Annotated in this window: 13 protein-coding genes; 5 read left to right on the top strand and 8 right to left on the bottom strand. The window is 72.8% G+C overall.

Features of this window, described 5'->3' with window-relative positions; genetic code table 11:
• Nucleotides 1-37: 37 nt before the first annotated feature.
• Nucleotides 38-1,360 carry a deoxyguanosinetriphosphate triphosphohydrolase gene (locus ABZZ04_RS07970; RefSeq protein WP_356931338.1) on the bottom strand — a complete coding sequence of 441 codons (1,323 nt, stop codon included), beginning with the start codon at nucleotides 1,358-1,360 and terminating at the stop codon, nucleotides 38-40.
• A gap of 154 nt (nucleotides 1,361-1,514) precedes the next feature.
• Here ABZZ04_RS07970 and ABZZ04_RS07975 point away from each other — a divergent pair, with 154 nt between their 5' ends.
• Entirely contained in the window at nucleotides 1,515-2,228 is a 714-nt protein-coding gene (locus ABZZ04_RS07975) for an ElyC/SanA/YdcF family protein (protein WP_356931339.1), read from the top strand.
• A 118-nt stretch (nucleotides 2,229-2,346) separates the two neighbouring features.
• Here ABZZ04_RS07975 and cutA read toward each other — a convergent pair whose 3' ends face one another.
• On the bottom strand, nucleotides 2,347-2,688 hold the full coding sequence (gene cutA, locus ABZZ04_RS07980) for a divalent-cation tolerance protein CutA (RefSeq protein WP_356931340.1): 342 nt from the start codon (nucleotides 2,686-2,688) through the stop codon (nucleotides 2,347-2,349).
• A gap of 149 nt (nucleotides 2,689-2,837) precedes the next feature.
• Nucleotides 2,838-3,464 (bottom strand): NAD(P)H-dependent oxidoreductase, encoded by a 627-nt coding sequence (locus ABZZ04_RS07985; protein WP_356931341.1) that lies wholly within the window; start codon nucleotides 3,462-3,464, stop codon nucleotides 2,838-2,840.
• A gap of 221 nt (nucleotides 3,465-3,685) precedes the next feature.
• On the opposite strand from ABZZ04_RS07985, the gene ABZZ04_RS07990 reads away from it, so the two are divergent.
• Nucleotides 3,686-7,939: an AAA family ATPase gene (locus ABZZ04_RS07990; RefSeq protein ID WP_356931342.1), complete on the top strand. Its 4,254-nt coding sequence runs from the start codon at nucleotides 3,686-3,688 to the stop codon at nucleotides 7,937-7,939.
• Nucleotides 7,940-8,038: 99 nt separating this feature from the next.
• The gene (locus ABZZ04_RS07995; RefSeq protein ID WP_356931343.1) at nucleotides 8,039-8,839 is read left to right on the top strand and encodes an aminotransferase class IV family protein; all 801 of its coding nucleotides are present in this window, start codon (nucleotides 8,039-8,041) and stop codon (nucleotides 8,837-8,839) included.
• Nucleotides 8,840-8,922: 83 nt separating this feature from the next.
• Here ABZZ04_RS07995 and ABZZ04_RS08000 read toward each other — a convergent pair whose 3' ends face one another.
• From ABZZ04_RS08000 to ABZZ04_RS08015, 4 genes are all read right to left on the bottom strand, one after another.
• Entirely contained in the window at nucleotides 8,923-10,602 is a 1,680-nt protein-coding gene (locus ABZZ04_RS08000; protein WP_356931344.1) for an ABC transporter family substrate-binding protein, read from the bottom strand.
• A gap of 93 nt (nucleotides 10,603-10,695) precedes the next feature.
• Nucleotides 10,696-12,798: an ABC transporter ATP-binding protein gene (locus ABZZ04_RS08005; RefSeq protein WP_356931345.1), complete on the bottom strand. Its 2,103-nt coding sequence runs from the start codon at nucleotides 12,796-12,798 to the stop codon at nucleotides 10,696-10,698.
• Nucleotides 12,795-13,634 (bottom strand): ABC transporter permease, encoded by an 840-nt coding sequence (locus tag ABZZ04_RS08010; RefSeq protein WP_356931518.1) that lies wholly within the window; start codon nucleotides 13,632-13,634, stop codon nucleotides 12,795-12,797. The genes ABZZ04_RS08005 and ABZZ04_RS08010 overlap by 4 nt, the downstream gene beginning before the upstream one ends.
• A 97-nt stretch (nucleotides 13,635-13,731) precedes the next feature.
• Entirely contained in the window at nucleotides 13,732-14,715 is a 984-nt protein-coding gene (locus ABZZ04_RS08015) for an ABC transporter permease (protein WP_356931347.1), read from the bottom strand.
• A 738-nt stretch (nucleotides 14,716-15,453) separates the two neighbouring features.
• On the opposite strand from ABZZ04_RS08015, the gene ABZZ04_RS08020 reads away from it, so the two are divergent.
• A complete protein-coding gene (locus tag ABZZ04_RS08020) occupies nucleotides 15,454-16,227 on the top strand; it encodes a hypothetical protein (RefSeq protein WP_356931531.1) in 774 nt (257 codons plus the stop codon).
• Between the two features lie 101 nt (nucleotides 16,228-16,328).
• Nucleotides 16,329-16,952, top strand: a complete 624-nt coding sequence (locus ABZZ04_RS08025; RefSeq protein WP_356931348.1) for a class F sortase — start codon at nucleotides 16,329-16,331, stop codon at nucleotides 16,950-16,952.
• Between the two features lie 98 nt (nucleotides 16,953-17,050).
• Here the strand turns inward: ABZZ04_RS08025 and ABZZ04_RS08030 are convergent, their stop codons facing one another.
• Nucleotides 17,051-17,839 carry a TSUP family transporter gene (locus tag ABZZ04_RS08030; protein WP_148834997.1) on the bottom strand — a complete coding sequence of 263 codons (789 nt, stop codon included), beginning with the start codon at nucleotides 17,837-17,839 and terminating at the stop codon, nucleotides 17,051-17,053.
• Between the last annotated feature and the right edge of the window lie 179 nt (nucleotides 17,840-18,018).

Raw genomic sequence — 18,018 nt, forward strand, 5'->3', positions numbered from 1 at the left:
CGGACCGGAGCGGGCCGGAGCGGACCGGCGCGGCCGGTCAGGGGCGCAGGGCGAGCGAGGCGTGCAGGGAGCGGGCCGACGCGTCGGTGAGGGCGGCGATCTGGTCGACCAGGACCCGCTTGCGGGCCCGGTCGTCGGGCGCGGCGTCGAACAGCGCCCGGAACTGCGGCTCCAGCCCCTTCGGGGCGCGCGCGGTCAGTGCGGCGGCCAGCTCGGCGATGACGATCCGCTGGTCGGCGCGGATCGCCTCCTGTTCGGCGCGCTGCATGACGTACCGGTCGGCGACCGCCTTGAGGACCGCGCATTCGTTGCGGGTCTCGCGGGGGACGACGAGCTCGGCGGCGTACCGGCCGAGGCGGCCCGTGCCGTACGCCTGCCGGGTGCTGCTCTCGGCGGCGAGGCAGAACCGGCCGATCAGCTGGCTCGTGGCGTCCTTCAGCCGGGCCTGCGCGACGGCGGAGCCGTCGTAGCCGTGCGGCCACCAGTCCTGGTCGATGAGCCGGTCGAGGGCCTCGGCCAGTTCCTCGGGGTCGGTGTCCGCCGGGACGTAGCGGCCGATGGCGACCGCCCAGATCTCGTCGCGTTCGGGCTCGGCGTAGAGGCAGCCGGGGTCGATGTGCCCGGCGTGCAGCCCGTCCTCGAAGTCGTGCACGGAGTACGCGACGTCGTCGGACCAGTCCATGACCTGGGCCTCGAAGCACTTGCGGTTCTCCGGCGCGCCCCTGCGGGCCCAGGAGAAGACCGGCAGGTCGTCCTCGTACACCCCGAATTTCGGTGAGCCGGGGTCGGTGGGGTGCGCGCCGCGCGGCCAGGGGTACTTGGTGGCGGCGTCCAGGGCGGCCCGGGTCAGGTTGAGGCCGACGCTGACCAGTGCGCCGGTCCGGGTGTCGGGCACGAAGCGCTTGGGTTCGAGCCGGGTCAGCAGCCGCAGCGACTGGGCGTTGCCCTCGAAGCCTCCGCAGTCCGACGCGAAGTCGTTGAGCGCCTGCTCGCCGTTGTGCCCGAACGGCGGGTGGCCCAGGTCGTGGGCGAGGCAGGCCGTCTCGACGAGGTCGGGGTCGCAGCCGAGCGCGGCCCCGAGCTCGCGGCCGACCTGGGCGCATTCGAGGGAGTGGGTGAGCCGGGTCCGCGGGCTGGCGTCCCAGGCGTGGCCGCGGGTGCCGGGGGTGACCACCTGGGTCTTCCCGGCGAGCCGACGCAGCGCGGCGGAGTGCAGCACCCGGGCGCGGTCGCGCTGGAAGGCGGTGCGGCCCGGCCGTTTGTCCGGCTCGGTGTCCCAGCGCTCGGCGTCCGCCGGGCCGTAGGGGGCCGTGCCGTGGCCCTGCGTGCCGTCCGTGCCGTGGCCCTGCGTACCGTCCATGGTTCCGACAGTAGACGGCCGGTCCGGCGAGCGGGATCAGGCGGCTGCGCGGGCCGCCCGTCCGAACCCGTCCGCCCGATTCGCAACCCTTTGGGTCCGCCGGTCGTCCGATCAGGTGGGGGCGGCGGCCCCCGGCGCGGAAGGAAGGGACTCCATGCGGATGAAACGGCCGGGACTGCGGCTGCTCGGGCGGTTGCGGCCGAGGTTTCCCCGGACACGGCGCGGGCAGCGGCGGGCCGTGCAGGGGGTGATGCTCGCGTGCGTGGCCGCGCTGGCGCCCGCGACCTGGATGTACACCGTCGCCGACGCCCGCGTCAGGACGGTCGCGGACGCGCCCGCCCAGCAGGTGGCCGTGGTGTTCGGGGCGGGGCTGTGGCAGGGCAGGCCGTCGCCGTACCTGGCGAACCGGCTGCGGACCGCCGCCGAGCTGTACCGGGACGGGAAGGTGAAGGTCGTGCTCGTGACCGGCGACAACAGCCGGAAGGAGTACGACGAGCCGGAGGCCATGCGCACCTTCCTCAGGGAGCGGGGCGTCCCGGACCGGCGGATCGTGAGCGACTTCGCCGGGTTCGACACCTGGGACTCCTGCGTACGGGCCAAGAAGATCTTCGGGGTCGACCGGGCGGTGCTGGTGAGCCAGGGGTTCCACATCCGCCGGGCGATCGCGCTGTGCCGGACCGCCGGTATCGACGCGTACGGCGTCGGCGTCGACGCCGTGCACGACGCGACCTGGTACTACGGCGGGACGCGGGAGGTGTTCGCGGCGGGGAAGGCGGCGCTGGACGCGGTGTTCAGGCCCGATCCGCACTTCCTGGGGCCGCGGGAGCCCGGGATCGGCAGGGCGTTGGCGGCGGAGGACGGGGAGTAGCCCCACCCGCCGCGCCGTCCGTACCGCCGCCGCCCCGGCCGCACCGCCGTGCCGTCCGTACCCCGTCCGTGCCTTCGTCCGGCCGTGCCTTCGTCCGTCCGTGCCGTCGGGCCCGGTGTCACAGGGAGGTGAGCGGGGCGGTCCCGGCCGAGACCCAGGCGAGGTAGCGGGCGCTCCCCCGGAGGATCGGGATCGCGATGATCTCCGGGGTCTCGTAGTCGTGCGCCTCCCGGAGATGGGCCTCCAGTTCGTCGTACCGCTCTGCCGTCGTCTTGAACAGCAGCTGCCACTCCTTCGCCGTCTCGATGGCGCTCCGCCAGTGGTAGACCGAGGTGACGGGCGCGGAGATCTGCGCGCACGCGGCGAGCCGCGCCTCCACCACGCCCCGGGCCAGGGCCTGGGCCTTCTCCTCGCTGTCCGTCGTGGTCAGTACGGTCAGCCATGCCGACGTCGTCGTCACTCTCGGCTCCCTCGTGGGTCGGTTGCGGCCGGGCCGCCGCGGGACGCCCCGCCCCTGCCCCGATTGTCGTGCGGAAAACGGCCCGGCGCCGCGCGACCGGCACGACGGCCGGGTGCCGGGCGGACGGCCCGGCCCGGCACCGCCCGCGGTCAGTGGCCGTACGGGCGCACGGCCTTGGCGTCGCGCAGCGCGTGCCCCCACCAGACCAGCTGGTCGAGCAGCACCTTGGCCGCCGCGTCGCAGCCCGCCGGGTCCAGGTGCCGGCCCTCGTCGTCGAACAGGGCGCCCGCGTTGTGGAAGGACACGGTGTCGCGGATGCCGACCGTGTGCAGCTCCGCGAAGACCTGCCGCAGGTGCTCGACGGCCCGCAGCCCGCCGGACACCCCGCCGTACGAGACGAACGCGACGGGCTTGGCCTGCCACTCGTCGCGGTGCCAGTCGATGAGGTTCTTCAGCGGGGCCGGGAAGGAGTGGTTGTACTCGGGGGTGACGACGACGAAGGCGTCGGCCGCCGCCAGCCTCGACGAGACGGCCGCGAGCCGGGCCTGCGCGTCGGGGTCGGGCCGGTAGGAGAGGGCGACCGGGAGGTCGAGCTCCGCGACGTCGATCACGTCCGTCTCGATGTCGGGGCGGTCCGCGGTGCGGGAGAGGAACCAGTTGGAGACGACGGGGGCGAACCTCCCCTCGCGGTTGCTGGCGATGATGACCGCGACCTTCAGGGGCGCGGTGGAGCCGGTCGTGGAAACGGTGGACACGGGTGCTTCGGTGAGTTCCATGCGAAGAGGCTCTTACGTCAACCATGGTTGAGGTCAAGCCCGTTCGATCCGGTCCCACCGGATCCCCCGTTCCTCCCCTCCCTGATGGCCGGGTTGACCGGCAATCCGCCGAAACACGTGTTCCGCACGGAAGTTGTGCGTACCGTGATGCCCCGAAGACGCCGGTTCGACGGGTACGACACATCGCCACATCGCCGTCCGGGATCCGCGAGGGGCTGTCCATGGCTGTGTTACGGGGGAGCGACGCCCTGGAGGCGTCGCAGGCACGGGTGTACGCGGGCGACGGCAGGGTGGTCGGAGCCGGATTCCTGGTCGCCGGCGACGTGTTGTGCACCTGTGCGCATGTCGTCGCCAGAGCGCTCGGGCTGCCGGGGACCGGTCCCGAGGAGCCGCCCGACCGGGCCGTCGAGATCGACTTCCCCCTGGTCGCCGGCCGCCCCCGGACGCGCGCGATTGTGGAGTCCTGGCGCGCGGGCGGCGGCGACGTCGCACTGCTGCGGCTCGACGGACCGGTCGGGGGCACCCGGCCCGCACCGCTGGTCGACGGGACGGACGTGTGGGAACACCCCTTCCGGACCATGGGGTTCCCGGCCGACGCGGGGCACGGTGTCTGGGCCCACGGCACCCTGCGCGCCGGGCTGGGGTCCGGCTGGGTGCAGATGGAGACCGAGGAGCCCGGTCCGCGCGTCGTGAAGGGCTTCAGCGGGGCGCCGGTCTGGGACGACGCGCAGGACGGCGTCGTCGGCATGACGGTCGCCGCCCACGTGGAGGAGCGCACCGCGTATCTGCTGCCCTCGGCCGATCTGGTCGACGAGGCGACGCTGGTGCCGCGTTGCCCGTTCCGGGGGCTTACCGCGTTCACCGGGGACGACGCCGAGTTCTTCCACGGCCGGGACGCCGACACCGAGCGGCTGCTCGCCGCCGTCCGCGGGCGTTCCCTGACGCTGGTGGCCGGGCCGTCGGGGTGCGGCAAGTCGTCGCTCGTGAGCGCCGGTGTGCTGCCCCGTCTGCGGGCGGCCGGGGCGGGCGTGACGGAGCTGCGGCCCGTGCCGGGGGTGCGCCCCGCCGCGGTCGTCGCACGGGCGCTGGCCGGGGTGCTGGAGCCGGAGCTGGGCGAGGTCGAACGCCTCGTGCGGGCCGAGGAGTTGGCGGGCCTGCTGGAGGCGAACGGCGACTTCGCCGCCGAGCTGCGCGCCCGGGTGCTGGCCCGGGGCGGGGGCTCCGGCGGCCACGTCCTCTTCGTGGACCAGCTGGAGGAGTACGTGAGCGCCGGGCCCGATGCCGGCCGGGCGCTCCTCGGCCTGCTGGACGGCCTGGCGGGCGGGGGCCTGCGGGTCGTCGCGACGGCCCGCCCCGGGTCCCTCGACGCGCTGATCACGGCCGACACCTCCGACCTCGTCAGCGAGGCCGTCCGGTTCCTCGCACCACTGGCCCCGGAGGACCTCGGGCGGGCGGTGACCGCACCGGTCGACGCCGTGCCCGGGCTGTGGTTCGAGGCGGGCCTGCCGGAGCGGATCGTCGCGGACGCGGGCGACGAGCCCGGCCGCATGCCGCTGGTCCAGTTCGCGCTGACCGAGCTGTGGCGGCGGCGCAGCCGGGCCATGCTCACGCACGCGGCGTACGACGGGCTGGGCGGGGTCGCGGGCGCGCTGGTCGGTGCCGCCGACGACGCCTACGAGAAGCTGTCGAAGTCCGAACGGGGCCTCGCCCGGCGGCTCTTCGTCCAGCTCGCCCGCCCGGGCGACGGCGACGCCTTCACCCGCAGGCCGACCCGCGCGGCCGACCTCGCCCCGGAGCTCGTCGGGATCGCGCGCAGGCTCGCCCCGGACAAGCTCGTCGTCCTCTCCCACGCGCCGGGCGGCGACGGGCACGAGGAGATCGTCGACCTGGCGCACGAGGCCCTGACCGTCCACTGGCCCCGCCTCCGGCGCTGGCTCACCGAGTCCCGCGACTTCCGCCTCTGGCAGGAGCAGGTGCGCGCCGACCTGGACCGCTGGCGGTCCCAGCAGCGCGAGCCCGCCCGCCTCCTCGGCGGCACGGACCTGGCCGAGGCGGAACGCCGGATGGCCGAGCACCCCGACCCGGACGACATCCCGGCGGCCGAGCGGGAGTACGTCCGCCTCAGCAGGCGGCACGCACGGCGCGGCACCCGTCTGCGGCAGGCCGCCGTGGCGGTGCTGGCCACCTTGACCGCTCTCGCGGTCGTCCTGGTGTTCATCACGTACCGGAGCCTCCGGGACACCGAGCGGCAGCTGCGCACCCAGGCGTCCGGCCTCCTCGCCCAGGCCGCGGAACAGCGCCCGCCCGACGATCCGGGCACGGCACTGCAGTTGGCCCTGGCGGCGTGGCACGCGGCGGACACCCCGCAGAGCCGGCAGGCGCTGATGAACCAGTACGTGCGGGGGCAGTACGTCACGGGCTCGTATCCGGACCTGTGGCGCGGCGACGTCGAGAGTCTGGCCGCGAGCGACGACGGCCGGACGCTGGTGGTGGAATCGGAGGTCTCGGGCGGCCAGTCGGCGCTGACCGTGGTCACCGGTGCCCCGGGCGGTGAGCGCCGCGCGCGCGAACTCGGCGACGTCCCCGCGGGCGATCTGCGGGTTGTGATGAGCCCCGACGGGCGCTTCGTCGCGGCCGCCGTCCCCACGGGGGACGTCCGCCTGTGGCGGACGGGCGGTGACGGCGCGAAACGCCCCGCGGTACTGACGAGCAGCCCCTACGAACTCCGCGGAGGCATGGACACGAGGCTGGACTTCAGCAGCGACAGCAGCCGGCTCCTCCTGGGGATCGTCCCCGCCGAAGGGTGCGTCACCGCCGGGAAGCGGTGCAGCAGGGCCCTCGTGGACGTATGGGGGACCGGCCTCGACGACGGGCCGGGGGCGACCCACCGGATCGCGCTGGGGAAGAGCCTGGGCGATGTGGCGTTCACCTCCGACGCGGACTCCGTGGCGGTCATTCCCGCTCCTGGGGAGGGCGAGGGAACCGTGGAGGTGCGGGACCTCTCGTCCGGACGTCTGCTGTACTCCAGGAACGTGAACGCTTCGGGGCACGCGAGGTTCCGGGAGGGCGGAAACCTCGTCGCTCCCGAGAGGGACGAACCCGGAAAGGCGCTGGAACTCGGCCGGACACCGGGGCGTGCGTACGAGGCGTCCAGCGCTTTCCAGTACGACGTCACCGAGCGCTACACCTACGACATGGCGACCGTCGAACCGGGCACGGGCGCGGAGCTGGAGTACGTGGAGATCCTTCTGCTCGACGTACGCGGCAGCCGCGCGTACCACACCCGCCTCCCCAGTGCCGGCTTCGGGAACTGGCCGGAGATCGCCGTCGTCCCGGGAGAGGGAGAAGGGCCGACGGTCCTGGCGATCCTGGGGTCGACCCTGCTGGAAGCACGGGCCGAACCGGTCGGCGGCGAGCGCTTCCGGTCCGGCCGGCTGGAAGAGAGCGTGGAGACGCTGTCTCCCGACGGGGGACGCCTCGCCCGGCTCGCGGATGGGCGGATCAGTGTCCTGGACACTTCCCGCCGCGAGCGGATTCGGTCCTTCCGCCTTCCCCGGCCGATCCGGTCGAAAGGCTGGGCGAGGGATTGGACGGCGGCGTGGACCGCTGACTCCCAACGGCTGGTGGTGTGGGGGGAAAACGGCAGACTCCTCCGTTCCCATTCGATGGACGACGCCGGGTCACGGTCCACTCCCCTGACCGACGCGCTGCCGGACTTCGACCAGGTCATGGCTGTGGTCGGCGTCGGCGGCAGCGAGATCGCCGTCGTCTCCGCCGACGCCCGGCTGGCGCGGGTGGACACCGCCACCGGGAAGGTGACGACGCGCCCCTTCTCGATCCACCGGGACGCGCGTGACGGCGGCAGCGGGGACGACGTCCACTTCGGAAACATTCAGCTCGCCGCAAGACCGAAGCACCCCGGGCAGGTCGCGACGGCGACATTCGGCTCCACCATCGGGCGCAACGCGGTCCTGGTGTGGGATCTGCGCGACTCCCGGCTCGTGACCACACTGCGCAGGATGCCCATCACCACGGGGCCGCCCGCCGCCCAGTACCCCGCGTCGTTCGTCTTCGACCCGGCGGGCACGCACCTCGCGGTCGTCAACACCGACACCCGGGCGCAGGTCTGGAACGTGTCGAGCCGGAAGTCGGTCGCACCGCCCGTGTCGTGGAAGACGGAGGACCAGCTCGCCGGTCTGACAGCGGACGGGCGTGTTGTCGCCTTCCGCGACAAGCGCCTCCATTTCATCGACCCGAAGAAGAGCCGTGACAACTTCTCGATGCCTGTACCACCGGGCCTGCTCCACCTCGACGGGCACCGTCTGACCGTCGAGTCGAAAGGTGTGAAGCAGAGCTTCGACCTGCGGCCCGAGTCACAGTTCCGGGCGCTCTGCGACGCCGCCGGGCGGGACTACACCGCCGCCGAGCGCAAGTTGCTGCCCGAGGGCACGCCCGACGAACCGCCGTGTTCCTGACCACGCACGCACCGGAACCGTCCTGACCGGCCCCGGCCCCGGCCCCCGGCCCCCGGCCCCCGGCCCCCGGCCCCCGGCCCCCGGCCCTACGGTGGGGGCATGACGACTCCCCCGCCCCAGCCCTTTCCGTACGCCGAGTTCGACGGGCGACCGGCCACCGAGGAGGACCTGCGGATTCCGGCCTTCCTCGGCTACGGCCATTTCACCGCCATGCAGGTCAGGGACGGGAAGGTACGCGGTCTCGCGCTGCATCTGGCCCGGCTGGACGCCGCGAACCGGGAGTTGTTCGAGCGGCCGCTGGACGGGGAGCGGGTCCGCGGGCTGGTCCGGCACGCGCTGGACGGTGCCGGGGTGCGGGACGCCTCGGTCCGGGTGCACGGCTTCCTGTCCCCGGGCGACGAGGAGACCACCGTCATGGTGACGGTGCGCGGGCCGGCCCGGAAGTCCGCCGAACCGCACGCCCTGATGTCCGTCCCGTACGTCCGCACCGTGCCGCACATCAAGCGCCCCGGGGAGTTCGGCCAGACGTACTACGCGCGGCTGGCCGCACGTGCCGGTTTCGACGAGGCCCTGCTGACCGCGCCGGACGGCACGGTGACGGAAGGGGCGATCACCAACATCGGCTTCTGGGACGGCACTTCGGTGGTCTGGCCCGACGCGCCGTGCCTGATCGGCATCACCATGGCGCTGCTGGAGCGGGGCCTGCCCGGTGCGGGGACGGAGTCCGTGCGGCGCCCGGTGACGCTGGACACGCTGTCCGCGTTCGGCTCGGCGTTCCTCACCAGCTCGCAGGGCATCGCGCCGGTCCGGCGGATCGACGGCACGGAGTTCGCGGTGGACGAGGAGCTGATGGCGCGGATCGGGCGGGTGTACGACGCGGCGCCCCTGGACGCGATCTGACATCCCGGCGCGGTCTGACGTCCCGGCGCGGTCGGGCGACCGCGCCGGGACCGGGACCGGGACCGGGACCGGATGTGTGCGGGCTACTTCTCCCAGCCGATCGTCTCCGGCAGCGGGCTGTGGAAGATCGTGGCGCCGACGTTGGCGAGGCCCTTCTTCACGCTGTAGGTCGAAGGGCCGCTGAACAGCGGCAGGAAGGCGTACTGCTGGAGCGCCTTCCGCTCGACCTCGTTGGCCGCCGCGATCTGCTCGTCGAGGTCCGCGATGTCGGCGGTGGCCCGGATCTCCTCGTCCAGGGCCGGGGTGCCGGAGCCGGTGATGTTGGAGTCACGGTCCGAGCAGTAGAAGTCGCACAGGTAGCGGGCGCCGAACGGGTCCATGGAGCGGTTCCCCGACAGGAAGAGGTCGAACCTGCGCTCGCTGAGGATCTCGGAGAAGTCCGCGGGGTCGGCCTTCTTGACGACGAGTTCGACGCCGACCGGCTTCAGCATCGCGGTGAAGGCACCGGCGACGGCCTTGTCCAGCGGCTCGTCGCCGAGGATCGTGTAGCCGACCTGGAGCCGCTTGCCGTCCTTGACCCGGATGCCGTCGCCGCCGGGCTTCCAGCCGGCCGCGTCGAGGGTCTTCCTCGCCTCGTCCGGCGAGTACTTCAGCACGGCCGCGACATTGTCCTGATAGCCCTTCTGGAAGCTGTACAGGAACGCCGAGCCGGGCAGCGGCTCCTTGTGGTCCAGCCCCTGGAACTGGATCTTCGCGATCTGGGAGCGGTCGATGCTCTGCTGGATGGCCTTGCGGACGGCCTTGTCCGAGAGGTTCGCCGACTTCGTGTTGAAGTAGAGCGAGTACTCGAAGGGGCTGCCGCCGCTGCGGATCTCAGTCCCCTTGAGCCCCTTGACCTGCTTGAGGCTCTCCGCGTCGACGGCCGAGGTGTAGTCGAGCTGGCCGTTCTTGAAGGCATTGACCGCTGCGGTCGACTCCAGGTTGACGTAGACGCGCTTGTCGAGCTTGCCCTTCTTGCCCCACCACTTCGGGTTGCGGACGAAGGTGACGCCGCCCGAGTGGGTGTCCCACTTGCCGACCGTGTACGGGCCCGCGCCCCACTCCGGGTGGGCCTTCTTGACGTACGCCTTGTTGAAGTTGGCGACGGTGGCCGCCTTCGGGTGCAGGAAGGTGGTGAACAGGGTCGTCCAGGCGGCGTTGACGCCCTTGAACTCGATGACGGCATGCTTGGCGTTCGCGCCCTTGTGGACCGAGGTGATCTGGTCGTAGCCGTCGGTGGACGAGGCGTCGTACGACTTGTTCGAGCCGTTGTTGGCCTTCCAGGTGGCCTCGATGGCGGTCCAGTCGATCGGGGTGCCGTCGTTGAAGGCGGCCTTCTCGTTGATGGTCAGCGTGACCGTCTGCCGGCCGCCCTCGACGGAGACCTTCACGTCGCTGTAGTAGTCCGGGTTGTACTGCACCTCTCCGGTGGGCGAGTACGTGATCGCGTCGGCGTTGTACCAGGCCCAGATCCGGGCCGCGGTCAGGGTGGCGTTGACGTTGAACGGGTTGCCCTGGTCGTCGAAGGTCCCGGCGGTGGTGTAGGTGCCGCCGTCCTTGATCCGGTCGTACGGCACCGGGTTGTAGTCGGCCGCGGCCGACGCGGTCTTCGGGGTGCCCTTCGCCGGGTCCGTCGCGTCCTTCCCGGCTGAGGAGTCGCACGCGGTGGCGGCGACCGAGACGGCGGCGACGAGGGCGATGGGCAGGGCGAGTCTTGCGCGCATGGCGGAAGGGTTCTTTCTGGTTCGGTGGTACGGGGGACGAACTGTGTTCGTGGGCGGGGGGGGCGGCGGCGCCCCGGCGTGCCGCGGGCCGGGTCAGACGGCGTGACAGGCGTACTGGTGGCCGGGCCGCCCGGCCACCGCCGTCGGCGCGGGGCGTTCCGTGCGGCAGCGTTCGCGCACGTCCTCCCCGGCGAGGCGGTACAGCGGACAGCGGTCGACGAAGACGCAGCCCGCGGGCGGGCGGGCGGCGCTCGGCTGCTCGCCCCGCAGCACGACGCGTTCGCGGGTGCGTTCCCGCCGCGGGTCGGGCACCGGGATCGCCGACAGCAGCGCCCGGGTGTAGGGGTGCTTCGGGTCGGAGAAAAGGTCTTCCGTCCCCCCGGTCTCGACGATCTGCCCCAGGTACATCACCGCGATGCGGTCGGAGACGTACCGGACCACGGCCAGGTCGTGGGCGACCACGAGGTAGGCGAGGCCGAGTTCGCGCTTGAGCCGGGCCAGCAGGTTGATCACCCCGGCCTGCACCGACACGTCCAGGGCCGAGAGCGGTTCGTCCAGGGCGAGCAGTTTCGGCTCGGTGGCCAGGGCCCTGGCGATGCCGATCCGCTGGCGCTGGCCGCCGGAGAGCGCGGCCGGGAAGCGGTCGGCCACCGAGGCGTCCAGGCCGACCAGGGCGAGCAGTTCGTGGACGCGGGAGCCGATCGACTCGCGGTCCCGTCCGATGGCCCGCAGGGGTTCGGCGAGCAGTTGGAAGACCGGCAGCCTCGGGTTCAGGGCCCCCATCGGGTCCTGCATGACGATCTGCACGTCCCGCCGCAGCTCCCGGGCCCGCGCGGTGGTGCCGACCGTCGCGACGTCGGTGCCGTCGACCTCGATCCGGCCGCCCTCGGGCCGCTTCAGCCGGAGGACCTCCAGCAGGGTGGTGGTCTTGCCGCTGCCCGACTCGCCCACCAGCCCCAGGGTCTCCCCGGCGCGCAGTTCGAAGCTCACCCGGTCGACGGCGTGCAGCGTGCCGACCCGGCGCTTGAGGACGGCGCCCCTGGTGACCGGGAAGGTCTTGACCAGGTCCTCGACCTTGAGCACCACATCGCCGGTGGCCCGCCCGCCCGGCCCGTCCGACAAGTCGGCGGGCGGGTCGGCCGGTCCGGTGTCCCCGGTGGGGTCCAGGGTCCCGGCGGCGATCTCGTCCGCGCGCAGGCAGGCCGCGTGGCCGTGCCCGGTGATCTCGCGCAGCTCGGGCTCGTCGGCCCGGCAGTCGTCGCGGGCGACGGCGCAGCGGCTCGCGAAGGGGCAGCCTGCCGGGAGGTCCACGAGGACGGGCGGTTCCCCGCCGATCGGGACGAGGGGCCGGTGGACGCCGCTGTCGACGGTGGGCACGGCGGCGAGCAGCCGCGCGGTGTACGGCATCGTGGGCCGGCGGAACAGCTCGTCCACGCCCGCCCGTTCCACGATCCGGCCCGCGTACATGACGGCGATGTCGTCCGCGTGCCCGGCGACGACCCCGAGGTCGTGCGTGATGAGGACGAGTCCGGCCCCGGTCTCCCTCTGCGCCAGCCGCAGGACGTCCAGGATCTGGGCCTGCACGGTGACGTCGAGGGCGGTGGTGGGCTCGTCCGCGACCAGGACGGACGGCCGGTTGGCGATGGCCAGCGCGATGACGACGCGCTGGCGCATGCCGCCGGAGAACTCGTGCGGGAACGACCTGGCCCGGCTCCTCGGGTCGGGGATGCCGACCAGGTCGAGGAGTTCGACGGCCTGTTCCCGGGCGGCCCGTTTCGTCAGGTCGCGGTGGACCCGCAGGGCGTCGGAGAGCAGTCTGCCCACGGAGAAGATCGGGGTGAGCGCGGACAGCGGGTCCTGGAAGACCATGCCGATGGAGTTGCCCCGTATCCCGGAGAGCTCCTTGTCGTCGAGGCCGATCAGGTCGCGTCCGTCGAGCAGCACCCGCCCCCGTACCTCGGCGGAGGGCGGCAGCAGGCCCATGACTGCCATCGCGGTGGCCGATTTGCCCGAGCCGGACTCGCCGACGATGCCGAGGGTCCGGCCCGGCAGGAGGTCGAAGCCGATGCCGCGCACCGCCTCGACGGGTCCGGCCTCCGAGGGGAAGGAGACCCGCAGGTCCCGCACCGAGAGCACGGGGGCGGTGCCGGCGGGGGCCGGGGCGCCGGGACGGGGGGTCGTCGTGGTGGTGGTCATCGTCGGCCTCCTGCCGCTCCGGTCACGGACGTGGGGTCGAGGGCGTCGCGCAGGCCGTCGCCGACGAAGGTCATCGAGACGGTGAGCAGGACGACCAGTCCCGCGGGGAAGGCGAAGAGCCACGGGGCGCTGGTGACGGTGCCCGCCCCGTCCGCGAGCATCGTGCCGAGGGAGACGTCCGGGGTCTGGACGCCGAACCCCAGGAAGGACAGGGCGGTTTCGCCGAGCACGGTCGCGACGACGCCGAGCGTCAGGTTGACGATCAGCAGCGAGCCGAGGTTGGGAATGATGTGGCGCAGGATGATGCGCGGCGCGCCGATGCCCATGAACTCGGCGGCCTTCACGTAGTCCCGTTCCCGCAGCGAGGTCGCGAGGGACCAGATGACCCGCGCGGTGGACATCCAGCCGAACGCCGTGAGCACGACGACGAGGACCCGCCAGTCGCCGGCGAGGCGGTGGGAGACCAGGGCGAGGATGAGGAACGAGGGGACGACCAGCAGGAAGTGGATGACGGCGAGGACCGCCTTCTCCACCCGGCCGCCGAAGTACGCGGCGCTGGAGCCGATGACCGCGGCGACGACGACGGTCAGGACGGAGACGCTCACGGCGATCGCCAGGGAGCGCCGCAGTCCGTGCACGGCGGAGGCGTAGACGTCGTTGCCGCCCTGGTTGGTGCCGAACCAGTGGGTGCCGCTCGGTGGCCGGGTGAGCGCGGCGAAGTCGGCGTCGGAGTGGGTGTAGGGGGTGAACAGGCCGCCGAACACGCTGAAGAGCACCAGCAGCACGAAGATCACCACCCCTGCGACGGCGAGGCGGTTGCGCAGGAAGCGTCGCAGGTAGAGCCGGCCGAGACCGAGTCGGGGCGCGTCCTTCGCCGGGGCCGACGGCGCGTTCGCGGCCGGCGGTGTCTCGGTTCCGATGTCCGTCGCCACGTCAGTTCACCCTCACTCGGGGGTCGAGGAAGACCGTGGCGACGTCCGCGAGGATCGCGCCGATCGCGGTCAGCGCGGCGGCGAAGGCCGCCGTCGCGACCGTGCCGTGCACGTCGTTCTTTCCGATGGTCTGGATGAAGTAGCGGCCCATGCCGTTCCAGCCGAAGATCGTCTCGGTGATGACGGCGCCGGTGAACATGGCCGGGATGCCGAACGCCACGGAGGTCGCCGTCGGGATGAGCGCGGCGCGCAGGGCGTGCCTGCGGACGGCCGCGGCCCGGGTGAGTCCGGTGGCCCGGGCGGTGCGCACGAAGTCCGCGTCGATCGTGTCCAGCAGCAGCGAACGCTGCGTCAGGTGGTAGCCGACGTAGCCCATCAGCGTCAGGCTCAGGGTCGGCAGGATCAGGTGCAGCAGGCGGTCGCCGATCGTCGGGAGCAGTCCCTCGACGTCGGGCGAGTTCTCCCCGGCGACGTAGAGGAAGTCCATCCCGGCGTGCTGGTTCAGCCAGATGGCGACGAAGACCACGGCGAGCGCGGCGACGGAGGTCGGGATGTTGAACACCGCGATGGACACGGCCTGCGAGATCCGGTCGGCCCAGCCGTACTGCCGCGACGCGGTGTACACGGCCAGCGAGACGCCGATGACCACGGACAGGACGGTCGCGCCGATGACCAGCTCCCCGCTGATGAGCGCCCGGTAGCCGATCTCCCCGTTGACGGAGACGCCGGTGGGCGACTTCCCCCAGTCGAAGTGGAGGACCACCGAGGTGAGCCAGTCCCACCACCGGTGCACCAGCGGCTCCTGCGGGCTCAGGTTGTACGGTTCGAGGGCCCGGGCGATCTGGTCCTCGGTGCGGACCGGCCGCAGCTCCTTGAAGTTCGACCGCGGGTCCAGGAACCAACTGGCCAGGAAGTAGGTCGCGTTGGTCGCGACCACGATCATCAGGAGCCAGCCCACCGCCTTGCGGGTCACATGGCGCACCACGAGCGGCACCTCCTCACCGCACGGAGAAGACGCATCCTCGGGATGCCTGGTCTGGTGGACGTGTACATGTGCGGCGGGGACTTTCTTCGTACGGAGCATGAGCACGAATGTGCGATCACCAGCCTGACCTGCACCTTTGAGCGGACACCAGGTTTCGGGCGGTCCCGCCACGAGGTCGCCATGCGGACGAAATACCGCCGCAGCAAAAGCCCGCCGCCGTGACGGAACGTGCACGGCACGGTCCGGACCGCTACGGAACGACCCCGCCCGCAGGCCCGGGGCGGCCCCCTCCGCAGGCCGGGGCGACTCCCCCGCCGGCCCGGGAACGGCTCCGCGCCTCGCCGATCCCGGGGGGGGCGATTCCGCCGGCCCGGGAACGGCTCCGCCCCCACCGGGTCCTGGGGGGACGGTCCCGATGGGGGCGGCGGCCTGGGGCGGCCCTGCTGCGCCGTCCCGTGGGGGGTGTCAGACGTGTGCCCGCCTCCCGCACCATCATGCATGTGACGTACGCCACTTTCTCCCGAGGGGGCCGTCACCCGATCGGCACCGGACGGAGCAAGCCCCCTCCCGCCACCTTCGATTACCGCCGTGACCTGCGCGATCACGTTCTGGCAAGGCCGCCGCGCCGGTCCGATCGAGTGAAAGCTGACTCGGTGTCAGCAGGCATGGATGGCGACACGCCCGTTAGCTCGGAGCCAGGACACACCGACTCGCCCCCATCGCCGGAGGAACCCCACCATGCGTCCTGTCCGCCTAGTGACCGGTACCGCCGCCTCGGCGGTCACCATAGCCACGCTCGGCCTCTTCACCGCCGGTCCGACCGCGTACGCAGGTGACACCGGGGCATTGCGGACCGGCTCGGCGAGCGCCCTGTCCCGGACCGCCGAGGAGCCGGTGACGCAGCCCGCCGACGAGGGAGGCTCGGACGAGACGGTCGCCGGGTCGGGCGCCGACGCCCAGTTCGGGCTCGACGCGCTCTCCGGACTCGACGCCCCCTCGCTGCTCGACTCCGCGGGCGGTCTCGACGCCTTCTCCGGGCTCGGCCTGCCGGGCGTGCACGACAACGCCTCCGGGGACGAGGAGAACGAGGGAGGCCGCGGCGAGAAGACGGACAAGGGAGACAAGGCGGACGAGGAGTCGGGCGGGCGCGACAACCCGTCCGGGCACGACAGCTCCTCGTCATCCGGCCACGACAGTTCGTCGTCCGGGCACGACAGCTCCTCGTCCGGCCGTGACGACTGGAGTTCTTCCGGCGGGGAGGACCCGGCGAAGCACGACGGTTCCTCGTCCGGGCACGACAGCTCGTCCTCGGAGTACGACGGCTCGTCGTCCGGCCACCGGCCCTCGACCACGCCGGTCGGCCCGACCGGGCACGTCAAAACAGGAGTCGGCGGCAGCGTCCGGTCCGACACCACCCAGATCGCGGCGGGCGCCGGCGTTCTCGCCGTGACCGCCGTCGGCGGAGCCTGGCTCCTGCGTCGCCGGGCGAGCGGCACGCAGGGAGCCGGCTGACGGAGGCGGATTCACGTCTCCGTACCGCCCAGCGTTCCGTCCCGGTGGCCGCGCGCCACCGGGACGGGACCGTTCCCGTTTCCGTCACCCGGAGGACGACCGTGTCCCAGAAGGCCAAGGGCTGGCTGCTGGTCATCGCCGCGCTGGTCGGTGTCTGGCTGGTCCGGAACGGCTCCGACACCCAGCTGGTGCCGCCCGGGCCGACCACCGCCCAGGGCTTCGCGGGCGGGCCGGAGCTCCAGCCCGGTTCGCCGCTCGCCCAGCCGCTGCGGCCCTCGGAGCCCGTACGCCTGCGCATCCCGAGCATCCGGGTCGACGCCCCGGTGATGCGTCTCGGGCTCGGCCCCGACGGCAGTCTCGACGTGCCGCCGGCCGGGAACCGCAATGTCGTCGGCTGGTACCGCGACGGCACTCCCCCGGGCTCCCTGGGCAGCGCGATCGTCGCCGGTCACGTGGACAACGCGCAGGGGAGGTCGGTCTTCTACGACCTGGGCGCCCTGCAGAAGGGCAGCACGGTCGAGGTGGTCCGCAAGGACGGGCGCACCGCAGTCTTCTCGCTCGACGCGATCGAGGTCTACGAGAACGACGACTTCCCCGACGAGCGGGTGTACGGCGCCTCGCCCTACGCCTCGTTGCGGATGATCACCTGCGGCGGCGGCTTCTCGGAGAAGACGGGGTACGAGGGCAACGTGGTCGCGTACGCGCATCTGACCGACGTGCGCTGAGCCCCCGCCGCCCCGAGCCGGTCCCGGCGGCCTGCGGCCGGGCGGCCGGGCGGAGCCGGTCCGGCGGTCCGCGGCCGGATGGGCCGTCCGGCGGGCCCTCAGCCCGCCCACTGGTCGAACGCCAGCTTCGCGACCAGCGAGAACACCACGACCAGCAGTACGCCGCGGACGAAGCCGCTGCCCCTGCTGAGCGCCATCCGCGCCCCGACGAGCCCGCCCGCCAGATTGAACACCGCCATCAGCGCGGCCAGCTGCCACAGCACGCTACCCTGGTACGCGAACATCGCCAGCGCGCCCGCGTTGGTGCAGACGTTGACGATCTTGGCGGTGGCGGACGCGTTCACCAGGTCGAGGTGGAGCACCGCGGTCAGGGCCAGCACCAGGAAGGTGCCCGTGCCCGGCCCGAACAGCCCGTCGTAGAAGCCGATCCCGCCGCCAACCAGCACGATGGCGGCGACGGTACGGGCCCGGCCGGCCTCGCGCCGCGCGTCGTCGTCCGCGGTCCTGCCGAACGAGGGCCGCAGCATCACGAACGCCGCGACGGCCAGCAGCACCACCATGATCACGGGACGGAGCACATCGCTGCTGATCCCGGCGGCGAAGAACGCCCCCGCCATCGACCCGGCCAGGGCCGCGAGCCCGATCCGCAGGGCCGTCGCGACCTTGACCGGCGCCTTGCGCACGTACGTCACGGCGGCGCCCGACGTACCGACGATGGCGACCGCCTTGTTCGTGCCCAGCACCTGCGCGGCGGGGACCTGCGGCAGGCCCAGGAGCAGCGCGGGCAGCAGGAGCAGCCCGCCACCGCCCACCACCGCGTCGATCCAGCCGGCCGCGGCGGCGGCGAGGCAGAGGACGATCAGAGCGGTGAGCGTTATGTCGGGCATGAGCGCGACCTTATGGACGCGATGCGTGCCCCGTCCAACCACTTCGGCCGGACAGCGGGAAAGTTGAGCCGGTTCTGAGGTTCCCGAACTCCCGCGCCGCCACACGCCCGGTGCCACACCCGCGCCGCCACACGCCCGGCGCACCGCCCGCGCCGCACGCCCGTCCGCCCTGTCCCGCG

It is taken from the genome of Streptomyces sp. NPDC006435 (genome assembly GCF_040612315.1).
Taxonomy (GTDB): Bacteria; Actinomycetota; Actinomycetes; order Streptomycetales; family Streptomycetaceae; genus Streptomyces.

Bases quoted from the DNA above. Each gene is read 5' to 3' on its own strand.
- ABZZ04_RS07990 (WP_356931342.1), top strand. From the start codon at position 3,686: ATGGCTGTGTTACGGGGGAGCGACGCCCTGGAGGCGTCGCAGGCACGG.
- ABZZ04_RS07985 (WP_356931341.1), bottom strand. From the start codon at position 3,464: ATGGAACTCACCGAAGCACCCGTGTCCACCGTTTCCACGACCGGCTCC.
- ABZZ04_RS08020 (WP_356931531.1), top strand. From the start codon at position 15,454: ATGCGTCCTGTCCGCCTAGTGACCGGTACCGCCGCCTCGGCGGTCACC.
- ABZZ04_RS07975 (WP_356931339.1), top strand. From the start codon at position 1,515: ATGCGGATGAAACGGCCGGGACTGCGGCTGCTCGGGCGGTTGCGGCCG.
- ABZZ04_RS08030 (WP_148834997.1), bottom strand. From the start codon at position 17,839: ATGCCCGACATAACGCTCACCGCTCTGATCGTCCTCTGCCTCGCCGCC.
- ABZZ04_RS08005 (WP_356931345.1), bottom strand. From the start codon at position 12,798: ATGACCACCACCACGACGACCCCCCGTCCCGGCGCCCCGGCCCCCGCC.
- ABZZ04_RS07995 (WP_356931343.1), top strand. From the start codon at position 8,039: ATGACGACTCCCCCGCCCCAGCCCTTTCCGTACGCCGAGTTCGACGGG.
- ABZZ04_RS08000 (WP_356931344.1), bottom strand. From the start codon at position 10,602: ATGCGCGCAAGACTCGCCCTGCCCATCGCCCTCGTCGCCGCCGTCTCG.
- ABZZ04_RS07970 (WP_356931338.1), bottom strand. From the start codon at position 1,360: ATGGACGGTACGCAGGGCCACGGCACGGACGGCACGCAGGGCCACGGC.